This window comes from Corynebacterium sp. (assembly GCF_030532325.1).
Lineage (GTDB): Bacteria > Actinomycetota > Actinomycetes > Mycobacteriales > Mycobacteriaceae > Corynebacterium.
On the sequence record NZ_JAUNLS010000002.1, the window covers coordinates 211,092 to 221,639 of the forward strand.

Annotated in this window: 8 protein-coding genes; 7 read left to right on the forward strand and 1 reads right to left on the reverse strand. The window is 65.8% G+C overall.

Annotated features, from left to right (window positions below; genetic code table 11):
- Positions 1-4: 4 nt before the first annotated feature.
- The 6 genes from Q4E25_RS02305 (at position 5) to Q4E25_RS02330 (ending at position 7,303) form a co-directional block, all read left to right on the forward strand.
- Positions 5-373 (forward strand): Na+/H+ antiporter subunit G, encoded by a 369-nt coding sequence (locus Q4E25_RS02305; protein ID WP_303153583.1) that lies wholly within the window; start codon positions 5-7, stop codon positions 371-373.
- A 95-nt stretch (positions 374-468) separates the two neighbouring features.
- The gene (locus tag Q4E25_RS02310; RefSeq protein WP_303153584.1) at positions 469-1,902 is read left to right on the forward strand and encodes an ammonium transporter; all 1,434 of its coding nucleotides are present in this window, start codon (positions 469-471) and stop codon (positions 1,900-1,902) included.
- 3 nt (positions 1,903-1,905) lie between these two features.
- Positions 1,906-2,244, forward strand: coding sequence for a P-II family nitrogen regulator (locus Q4E25_RS02315; RefSeq protein ID WP_303153585.1), 339 nt, complete (start codon positions 1,906-1,908; stop codon positions 2,242-2,244).
- On the forward strand, positions 2,245-4,356 hold the full coding sequence (locus Q4E25_RS02320; RefSeq protein WP_303153586.1) for a [protein-PII] uridylyltransferase: 2,112 nt from the start codon (positions 2,245-2,247) through the stop codon (positions 4,354-4,356). It begins immediately after the preceding gene.
- 47 nt (positions 4,357-4,403) lie between these two features.
- A complete protein-coding gene (gene ffh / locus Q4E25_RS02325) occupies positions 4,404-6,032 on the forward strand; it encodes a signal recognition particle protein (RefSeq protein ID WP_303153587.1) in 1,629 nt (542 codons plus the stop codon).
- Positions 6,033-6,154: 122 nt separating this feature from the next.
- Positions 6,155-7,303, forward strand: coding sequence for a TIGR04053 family radical SAM/SPASM domain-containing protein (locus tag Q4E25_RS02330; protein ID WP_303153588.1), 1,149 nt, complete (start codon positions 6,155-6,157; stop codon positions 7,301-7,303).
- Between the two features lie 22 nt (positions 7,304-7,325).
- Here Q4E25_RS02330 and Q4E25_RS02335 read toward each other — a convergent pair whose 3' ends face one another.
- The gene (locus Q4E25_RS02335; RefSeq protein WP_303153592.1) at positions 7,326-9,593 is read right to left on the reverse strand and encodes an acyltransferase family protein; all 2,268 of its coding nucleotides are present in this window, start codon (positions 9,591-9,593) and stop codon (positions 7,326-7,328) included.
- Positions 9,594-10,047: 454 nt separating this feature from the next.
- Between Q4E25_RS02335 and rpsP the strand changes: the two genes are divergently transcribed.
- The coding region (rpsP, locus tag Q4E25_RS02340) for a 30S ribosomal protein S16 (RefSeq protein WP_303153594.1) at positions 10,048-10,548 on the forward strand (501 nt) is incomplete at its 3' end.

Consider the following 10,548-nt stretch of genomic DNA (forward strand, 5'->3'; position numbering starts at 1 on the left):
CCAGATGACTATCGCAGAAATTATCGCCTCCATCCTCATGGTGGTGGCCACGCTCATGGTGATCGCCACCGTGGTGTCCCTGTGGCGCGCGCCCGACGCCCTCACCCGAGTCAACCTCATGGGGCCCACGGTGGGTATTGCGGTGCCGCTGCTGCTGGTGGCCAAGCTGGTGGTGGACTTCGCGGAGAATGGATTCTCGCTGTGGACGCTGGTGCGTGTGCTCATCGCCATGTTCGGCGTGTGGATCCTAGGCTCGGTGGCCTCCTTCTACATGGGCCGTTCCATCTATGGCGTGACCGTCACCGACGTCAAGTACGCCCGCCGCGTGCACAAGAAGTCAGGCGTGGTGCGCATGGAGGAAGACGAGATCTAGATCACAGTTCGCGCCACATCCTAGAAGTATCTATAGCTCGATAGGTAACCTCAGGCAGGTACCTATCAAGCTATAGAATTTAGGGATGTGTGGCGATGACTGCTGATCAACTCCTCGCAACATCAGGCAACTCAGCCTGGATGCTCATCAGCGCCTCCCTGGTGTTGCTCATGACACCAGGCCTGGCGCTTTTCTACGGCGGAATGTCCGGCCGCCGCCAGGTTCTTAACATGATGATGATGTCCTTCGGCGTCATGGCCGTGGTCCCCGTCCTCTACGTTCTGTGGGGCTGGTCCATGTCCTACGGCAGCCAGTCTCTGGGCGGGGTGGTGGCCAACCCCTTCGAGTACTTCGGCCTCAGCGGCCAAGTCACCGATGCGGAGGGCACCTTCGTCGAGGGGGCCTCCGGATACCCCGCCATCATTGACGTCGGCTTCCAGGTCACCTTCGCCATCATCTCCACCGCGATCATCTCCGGCGCCCTGGCCGGGCGCGTGAAGTTTGGCTCCTGGCTGCTCTTTGCCGGGCTGTGGTCTACCTTTGCCTACTTCCCGCTGGCTCACATGGTCTGGGGCGGCGGCCTGCTTTCCCACGCGGAGTTCTCCCTGGCCTCCTGGCTCTTCGGCACCACAGGCGGCGAAGCCTCCGTGGCTCCCATTGACTTCGCTGGCGGCACCGTGGTGCACATCTCCGCCGGTACGGCCGCCTTGGTGCTGGCGGTGGTCGTCGGCAAGCGTGCAGGCTTTCCTAAAGCAGTGGCGCGCCCGCACTCGCTGCCCATGGTGATGCTCGGCGCCGCGCTGTTGTGGTTCGGCTGGTTCGGTTTCAACGGCGGCTCCGCCTTTGCTGCCGACGGCGTAGCCGGTCGGGCCTGGATGAACACCACCGTGGCCACCGCGGCGGCCATGCTGGGCTGGATGTGCGTGGAGCTCATCCGCGATAAGGCGGCGACCTCCCTGGGATTTGTCTCCGGCGCGGTGGCCGGACTGGTGGTCATCACCCCGGCGGCCGGGGCGCTGACTCCGGCGACCTCCATTGTGCTGGGCTTTCTCGGCGGGCTCATCGCCTGCTTGGCCATCGGCCTAAAGTACCGCTATGGCTTTGATGATTCCCTCGACGTCGTCGGCGTGCACCTGTGCGCGGGCCTGTGGGGCACCATCGGGCTGGCCTTCTTTGCCGAGGGGCAGGGCGTGCTCACCGGGGATGTGGCCTACGGCCTCAAGCTGCTCGTGGTGCAGGCGGCCATCGCCGTGGCGGCCATGCTGGTCTCCGGCATCGTGACGCTCGTTATCGCGCTGGGCATCAAGGCGACGCTGGGCTGGCGTGTGGAGGCCGAGGCCGAAGAGGCGGGCATCGATCTGGCCGAGCACCGCGAGACCGCCTACGATCTCCGCGCGGGGGCCACCTCGCACGCGCAGTCCATCCACAGCGCTACTATGAATCCTCAGAACCCCGCTGTCCGGGGTGGCGCTGAGCCGAAGGAAGGCTCCGCACCTGTTATCCCGCCGCGTACTGAAGCCAAGGAGTAAGACATGAAACTCATCACCGCCGTTGTGAAGCCTTTTACCCTTCCTGACATTCGCGAGGCGCTGGAGCAGCGTGAAGTCCACGGCCTGACCGTGACCGAGACCCAGGGTTTTGGCCAGCAGCGCGGGCACAGTGAGGTCTATCGCGGTGCGGAATACGCCACCGACTTCGTGCCCAAGGTCAAACTGGAGATCGTGGTCTCCGACGAGGCCCTCGATGAGGTCATCAATGCCATCGTGGAGTCCGCCTACACCGGCAAGATCGGCGACGGCAAGATCTGGGTCACCCCGGTCGAGGACATCATCCGCGTGCGCACCGGTGAACGCGGAGAGGCCGCCCTCTAAATGCTGTCTGCCGCACAGCGTCGCGAGCACGCGTACGCCGAGGCGCGAGACCTACTGGAGACCCTGGAGCTGCCAGCGGGCTGTGCCCTGGCGGCGACAGGGTCTTTTGCCCGCCGGGAGATGACGCCCTACTCGGATATCGACGTCATCCTCCTTCATGGCGAAGACGCCGTGCCGGCCGATGATGTCGTGGCCCGGCTCTGGTATCCGGTGTGGGATGCGAAGTATCACCTGGACTACGCCGTGCGCACCCCGAGCGAGTGCGCGGCCATCGCCGGGCAGGACGCCGCTGCCGGCTTTGCCCAGCTGGATCTCACCTATGTGGCGGGGGAGAGGCAGCTGGTGGAGGCCGCGCGCTCCCAGATCTTCTCCAGCTGGCGCGTGCTGCTGCAGCGGCACTTCGATTCCTTCGTGGATCTGGCCATCGCCCGCTGGCGCCGCTCCGGGACCCTGGCCACGATGACCACCCCGGACATCAAGAACGGCCGCGGCGGGCTGCGCGATATCCAGTTCATCCGGGCGCTGGCCCTGGGCAATCTTGCCGACGCCCCCGTGCTCGACGCCGAGCGCACCCTGTTGCTTGATGTGCGCACCCTGCTGCACGTCACCGCCCGCCGCCACCGCGATGTCCTCGACCCTGAGTTCGCCGCCGAGGTGGCCCAGGAACTGGGCTTTGCAGACCGCTACGAGCTCTCCTCCGCGGTGGCCACCGCGGCTGCCACCGTGGATGCCGCCATGGAGCGCGCCCTGGGCACTGCCCGCGGCCTGGTGAGCAAGCGCAGCCTCTCGCGCACCCGCGAGCCGTTGGACATCGACGTGGTGGAATCCGGCGGCATGATCACACTGGCCCGCAACGCCGACGTGGAGGATCCCGCCCTCTTGCTGCGCGTGGCCGCGGCCGCCGCGCGCTCCGGGCGCCCAGTGGAGCCCAGCGTGTGGGAAAAGCTGCGCGCGCTGCCGCCCCTGCCCGAATACTGGAAGGCCTCGTACACGGACGCCTTCTTCGCGTTGCTCTCCTCGCCGGTGGATAGCCCGCGGCTCATCCAGGAGATGGACCACTACGGCCTGTGGGAGCGCCTGGTGCCGGAGTGGTCCCTTATCCGCGGCATGCTCCCGCGCGAGCGCAGCCACGCCCACACCGTGGACTATCACTCGATACTGACGCTGGCACGCTGCGCGGAGGAGCGCACCACCGTGGCGCGCCCGGATCTTCTGCTGCTCATCGCGCTCTTCCATGACATCGGCAAGGGCCAGGAGCGCCCGCACGCGCAGGTGGGCGCGGAGATGGTCGCGCGCATGGCGGCCAAGCTGCGGCTCAACCTGGCGGATCGCTCCCGCGTGCAGACCGCGGTGGCCGAGCACACCACCCTGGCGCAGATCGTCTCGCGCATGGATCCCGCCTCTGACGAGGCGCGTGACGCCGTACTCGAGGCCGTGCGCTACGACCATCTCACGCTCTCGCTGCTGGTGGTGCTGGCCAAAGCCGACGCCGTCTCCACCGGGCCCGGCGTGTGGAACCGCCGCCTAGAGGCCGGTATCCGCACGGTCAGCGCGCGTGCCTTCGAGCAGCTCGATACCCTCACGCCCATCCGCCCCTTCGTGGCGGTGGACAAGGAGATCGGCGTGCGCGTGGGCGGACGTCCCGAGGGCGAGGAGGAGATGTTCACCGTGGTGTGGAAGGGTGCCGCGCAGAAAGACGTGGTCAAGCCGCTGGCGCTCATCGCCGCACTCGGCTGGTTCATCGTCTCCTCCCGCCTGGTGCGCACCGAGGAGGGCTACAGCGCGGAGTTCGACGTGCGCGCCCTGCAGGGCAAGATCGACGCCGCTGCGGAGGAAGCTCGCCTCATCCAGGCCTACAAGTCCGGCACCTACACGCAGCTGCCGGAGATCCCGCCCTCGCCGGCCACCGCAATGTGGACGGGCGATGTCTTCGAGGCCCGCATCGATGACTACCGTGGAACCCTCGGCCACGTGCTTACCCTGCTCCCGGAGTGCGAGTGGGTGCGCACCACGACCCCGGGCGCGACGATGGTGTTGCAGGCCCGCCCGCTTGGGGATGTCCCCCGCGCCGCCCTGCAAAGGAATGTGACCCAAGCACTGCTCACCGGCTAAGCTGGGGGAGTTGAATTTTACCCAAGATATTAAGGGAGCACTCAGAAGTGTTTGAGTCTTTGTCTGACCGCTTGCAATCTACCCTGGCTGGCCTGCGCGGCAAGGGTAAGTTGACCGAGGCGGACATTAACGCCACCGCGCGCGAAATCCGCCTCGCGCTGCTGGAGGCGGACGTCTCACTTAACGTCGTGCGCGGATTTATCAAGCGCATCAAGGAGCGCGCGGTCGGCGCCGAGGTCTCTGAGGCCCTCAACCCGGCACAGCAGGTTATCAAGATTGTCAACGAGGAGCTCGTAGAGATCCTCGGCGGAGAAACCCGCCGCCTGCAGCTGGCCAAGAACCCGCCGACGGTCATCATGCTCGCCGGCCTGCAGGGTGCCGGTAAGACCACCCTGGCCGGCAAGCTCTCCAAGCACCTGGCCTCCAAGGGGCACACCCCGATGCTCGTGGCCTGTGACCTCCAGCGCCCGGGCGCGGTGCAGCAGCTGCAGATCGTCGGCGAGCGCGCAGGCGTCGAGGTCTTCGCCCCGGACCCGGGCACCTCCGTGGACTCCCACGATCACGAGATGGGCACCTCCCACGGCGATCCCGTGGCGGTGGCGCAGGCCGGTATCGAGGAGGCCAAGCGCACCCAGCACGACATTGTCATTATCGATACCGCCGGCCGCCTGGGCATCGACGAGACCCTAATGACGCAGGCTCGCAACATCCGCGACGCCGTCAACCCGGACGAGGTCCTCTTCGTCATCGACTCGATGATTGGCCAGGATGCCGTGCAGACCGCCGAGGCCTTCCGCGACGGCGTGGACTTTACCGGCGTGGTGCTCACCAAGCTCGACGGCGACGCCCGCGGCGGTGCCGCCCTCTCCATCCGTGAGGTCACCGGCAAGCCCATCATGTTTGCCTCCACCGGTGAGAAGCTCGAGGACTTCGACGTCTTCCACCCGGAGCGCATGGCCTCGCGCATCCTGGGCATGGGCGACCTGCTCACCCTCATCGAGCAGGCGGAGTCCAAGCTGGACCAGGAAAAGGCCATGGAGTCCGCCGCCAAGATCGGCTCCGGCGAGCTCACGCTCAATGACTTTTTGGACATGATGCTCATGGTGCGCAACATGGGCCCGATGGCCAACCTGCTCAAGATGATGCCGGGCGGCAACAAGATGAACCAGGTTGCTGACCTCGTGGACGAGAAGCAGCTGGACCGCATCCAGGCCATCATCCGCGGCATGACCCCGCAAGAGCGCGAGAACCCGAAGATCCTCAACGCCTCGCGCCGCAAGCGCATCGCCAACGGCTCCGGTGTGACGGTCTCCGACGTCAACCAGCTCATCGAGCGCTTCAACGAGGCCAAGAAGCTTATGAGCCAGATGGCCGGCCGCTTTGGCATGCCGGGCATGGGCGGGCGCTCGGCCACGAAGAAGAAGCCGAAGGGCCGCAAGGGCAAGAACGGCAAGCGCAAGCCGCCGAAGCGCAGCCGCGGCGGCGGTATGCCGGGAATGCCGGGTATGCCGGGCATGGGCGGCGGCATGCCGTCTATGGAGGAACTGCAGAAGATGCAGGAGCAGCTCGGTGGCGCCGGCGGCGGCTTCCCGGGCATGCCCGGCGGCATGAAGCTGCCCAAAGGTATGGAGAACATCGATCTCAACAACCTGGACTTCGGCAAGGGCAAGAAGTAGGGCCGAGCAGGAGCGTGGCCGAGCAAGCGTCCCGGCCAGCCTCTGAAATGGGGGAGTGATTTCCGCGGGGATTTTTATACGGATAAACTCGTAAAAAAGTCTCGTGGAAAGGTTCGCTCCCCATGAAACCCACGCCCGTGGTGCGCCGAGTGCGTCATGACATCAACGCCAAGCCGTTCATCGTCATCTGGGAGGTGACCCGAGCCTGCCAGTTGGTGTGCAAGCACTGCCGCGCCGACGCGCAACACGAACCCGCGCCCGGCCAGCTGAGCACTGCCGAGGGCAAGGCCCTGCTGGACTCGCTGGCCACTTATGACAAGCCGCGCCCGCTGGTGGTCTTCACCGGTGGGGATCCCTTCGAGCGCGGGGACTTGGAGGAGCTCACCGCCTACGGCACCTCGTTGGGGCTCAACGTCTCGCTCTCGCCCTCGGTCACCCCGCGGCTAACCCGCGAGCGCCTGGAAGGGCTGCGTGCGGCGGGCGGATCGGCGGTCTCGCTCTCCCTCGACGGCGCCACCGCGGCCTCCCATGACTACTTCCGCGGATTCAGCGGCACCTTTGCCAAGACGGTGGAGATGGCGCAGGTTGTCACGGACGTAGGCTTCCGCCTGCAGATCAACTCCACTATCACCGCCAACAACGTGCGCGAGGCCCCGCTCATGCTCAAGCGGGTCATCGAGATGGGCGCGAAGCTATGGAGCGTGTTCTTCCTCGTTCCCACCGGGCGCGGCACCGGGCTCGAGGCGCTCAGCCCCCAGCAGCGCGAGGATGCCATGCACTGGCTTCACGACGTCTCCGACCGCGTCGCTATCAAGACCACCGAGGGGCCGCAATACCGCCGCATCGTCATCCAGGCCCAGCAGGGCGTGCCCTACGAGGGCGGCGAGCTCTACCGCTTCCTCACCGAGGAAACCCAGCGGGTCCTCGGCGAGAGCGGCCAGCAGCGGCGCCGCCCGCGCCCGCCGATGGCCATCAACGCGGGCTCGGGATTCGTCTTCATCGATCACGTCGGTGACGTCTACCCCAACGGCTTCCTGCCGATGCACTGCGGCAGCATCAAGGAGCAGCCGCTGCCGGAGATCTACCAGCACTCGCCGGTGTTTCAGAAGCTGCGGGACCCGCAGCAGTGGTCAGGTAAGTGCTCGGTATGCGAGTTTGCAGAGGTTTGCGGCGGCTCCCGCTCGACGGCCTTTGCCATGACCGGGGACCCGCTGGCCTCCGATCCCACCTGTGCCTACGTGCCCAAGGCGCTACGAACGGTGAACGCCTAAAAGGCGCCTAGCGGCCCAGCGCTTAGACGGCGTCGCCAGCCAGGTAGCCGGGGTAGGGGACCGGCTGCACCGGGGTCACCGGAGCGTCCGTTACCTCGGTGCTGGGATCCTCCTCGTTGCCCGCGGCGGGGGAGTCGGGCACCTGGGTGGCGCGCAGCTGTTGCTGCTCCTCGCCGTTGAGGAAGGGGCGGATGGCCTCGCGCAGCATCGGCATCGCGGAATCCGCGAAGGCATTGGTGATGTGGTGCATGTCGCGGTAGACCATGACGTTGCCAATGACTACCGGGCACTCGCCGTCCTTATTGCAGAACCACGGCGCGGTATCCAGCGCAATCATGTTGCGGTACTGGGCCAGCACGTCCGCGGCCGGATCCACCGGGGCGTAGACACGGTCGAAGGTCATGCCGCAGCCCAGCTCGTCCTGGGTGGCCACGTAGCACTCGTCAAACTCGCGCCCCTTGCCGTTCTCATCAAAGCCCCACGGGTTATCTCGCAGGCCGAGGAAAGGGATGTCGTTGGCGGCCAGGGTGTCCCAGAACGCGGCGTAGCCGGCCGGTACGTAGTCGGGGCCCTCGCCCATCGGACCGCTCGGGCGCGTGGTGTTGGAGATGACCAGCGCGGGCTTGGCGTCCAGGATGCGCTTGGTTACTTCCTTGCTCCACGTGGCGCACTCGGGGTAGACGGTGAGGTCATCGCCCAGCTCGATGGGGCAGCCCTGGCGAACCATCGGGACTACCTTGAAGCCCATCTCGCGGCCTAAGTGATCGATGCCGGAGAGCCACTGCTCCGCGTGCGAGCCGCCCACCAAGTAGACCTCGGTCTCGGACTCGAGGTCGCCGAAGAGGCAGGGCTCGTCGTTGACGCCGGTGGCCGGGATGAAATCGGCCGGCAGGTCTTGAGCGACAAAGCAGTGGCGGATGGAGGTTTGCGGGACCATGCCGCCGGCCAGGATGGGTTCGGGCTGGTAGTCCACGCCGGTGGGGGTGGGCACATCGAGCGCAAAGGCCGCGGCACCCGGGTAGACCTTGGGGTCGAGGGCGACTGCGTCGGCGTCATCCAGTGAGCGCATCCACAGCGGCTGGATGGCCAGCAGACCCACCACACAGGCGCTGACCAGCACGCCGCCGGCGGCGCGGGCCGCACCCGCGGGCTTGCGCATGCCCAGCCAGGCGCCGCGCACCGGGAGATCGTCGGCAAGCGGGCGCTTGCGGTGCTGACGCAGGGGACGCTCCACGAAGCGGTGGGTGAGATCCGCCAGCACCAGGGACACAGCGATGATGATGACGCCCAGCCACCACGGCGGGGTTTCCTGGCGCAGGGCCGCGGTGGTGATGATGAGCAGCGGCCAGTGCCACAGGTAGAGCGGGTAGGCGATGTCACCCAGCCAGCGCGCCTTCTTGGAAGCCATTGCGCGGGAGATGGAACCGCCGCCACCGACGATGATGAGTGCGGCGCCACCCAGCGGCAGCAGGGAGAGCGGGCCGGGGTAGGCGTTGGTATCAGCGATAAGCGCGCCGGTAAACACCAGGCACAGCAGGCCCAGGGCGGTAAAGAAGTTGGAGAAGCGCTCCGGAACGTGCCACTTGGCGCCATAGACCGCCAACGTGGCGCCCAAGGTGAGCTCCCAGGCGCGCGACCACGTGGAGTAGTAGTTGGCCGGGGAACCGTACAGGCCCTCGCGGGAGGCGTAGGCGAAGGAGGCGATGGTGACCGCGATGAGGATCGGGCCGGCAATCTGATTGACGGTGGGGAAGCGGCGCGGGTTTATGCCCTCCTGCTTGGGGCGCAGCCGCATGATGGCCGCCAGGATCAGCGCAAAGGCGATGCCCATGATGTAGAACTGGCCCTGCACCGACATGGACCACATGTGCTGCAAGGGCGAGGTGCTTGCGGAGGCCGCAGTGTAATCGGCGTTCTGGCGGGCGAGCTCCCAGTTCTGGTAGTAGAGCATCGTGGCCGTGATCTGCTTGGCCAGCTCCGTGCGCATGAGCTCGGGGGTAAACACGCGCACCAAGATGTAGGTGACGCCGATGACCAGCACGAGGGCGGGAACCAGGCGGCGCAGCGTGCGCCAGATGGGCCACCACGGGTTGAGCGAGGCATTGGGCTTAGCGGCGTACCGCAGCTGGGAGCCTAGGAAGAAGTAGCCCGACAGCAGCAAGAAGACATCCACGCCACCGGAGACTCGGCCAACGAATACGTGGTAGAAAACCACGAGCGCGATAGCGATGCCGCGGAGGCCGTCAAGGTCATAACGGTAACGAAAGCTACGGGCTTGTTCTGAAGTCATAGATGCGGTCAGTGTTTCTTATTTCTAAGGTTTCCAAACTCGGCATGATGCGCGCAGTCACCGGGGCGCACGGGTGGCGCGGGTGCTGCGGCAAGCGAGGGAGAAAGAATAGCGCCGATTAGGTTACTCCCTTAAAGCATCTCGCGCCTAAACTGAGCGCGGTGTGTAGAGGGCTAGTCAGTCTCAGGCGGGCCGCTTTGTGGGGTGGTTAACTGCCCGGGGTGCGATTTTCTTTTTCGCGGGATACCCGGGTAAGATTGCTCGAGTTGTCTGTGCAGTTTCTTGCGCAGGTGGCACAGAAAACTTCAGATCTGCGTAACGCCGTTACCGCCTACGGACGGCCGGCACGTCACGCGCAGAGTAAATCCAAGGGTTGAACCGGCGTGAGGCTCCCGCACAGGCGTGGGGCCCGCGTGTCAGAACTGCCCGGTGACTAGAAATTAAGGAGCCAATCATGGCCGTCAAGATCAAGCTGCAGCGTATGGGCAAGATCCGCAACGCTGAGTACCGCGTCATCATCGCTGATGCTCGCACCCGCCGCTCCGGCAAGGCTATCGAGAACATCGGTATCTACCAGCCGAAGCAGGAGCCGTCCCTCATCCAGATCGATTCCGAGCGCGTTCAGTACTGGCTGGGCGTCGGCGCACAGCCCACCGAGCCGGTTCTCGCACTGCTCAAGGTCACTGGTGACTGGCAGAAGTTCAAGGGCCTGCCGGGGGCAGAGGGCACCCTGAAGGTTGCTGAGGAGAAGCCGTCCAAGCTGGATCTCTTCAACGCTGCTCTGGCTGAGGCTAATAACGGCCCGACCATCGAGGCCATCACCGAGAAGAAGCGCAAGGCCAAGGAAGAGGCAGAGGCTAAGGCTGCTGCTGAGAAGGCCGCGGAGGAAGCCGCTGCCGCTGAGGCCGCCGCCGCCGAGGCCGCTGCTGAGGAGTCCACTGACGAGGCTTCCGAG

What these genes read in the sequence shown, in the direction of transcription:
- Q4E25_RS02335 (WP_303153592.1), bottom strand. Translation starts at nt 9,593, where the DNA reads ATGACTTCAGAACAAGCCCGTAGCTTTCGTTACCGTTATGACCTTGAC.
- Q4E25_RS02310 (WP_303153584.1), top strand. Translation starts at nt 469, where the DNA reads ATGACTGCTGATCAACTCCTCGCAACATCAGGCAACTCAGCCTGGATG.
- Q4E25_RS02330 (WP_303153588.1), top strand. Translation starts at nt 6,155, where the DNA reads ATGAAACCCACGCCCGTGGTGCGCCGAGTGCGTCATGACATCAACGCC.
- Q4E25_RS02320 (WP_303153586.1), top strand. Translation starts at nt 2,245, where the DNA reads ATGCTGTCTGCCGCACAGCGTCGCGAGCACGCGTACGCCGAGGCGCGA.
- Q4E25_RS02305 (WP_303153583.1), top strand. Translation starts at nt 5, where the DNA reads ATGACTATCGCAGAAATTATCGCCTCCATCCTCATGGTGGTGGCCACG.
- Q4E25_RS02315 (WP_303153585.1), top strand. Translation starts at nt 1,906, where the DNA reads ATGAAACTCATCACCGCCGTTGTGAAGCCTTTTACCCTTCCTGACATT.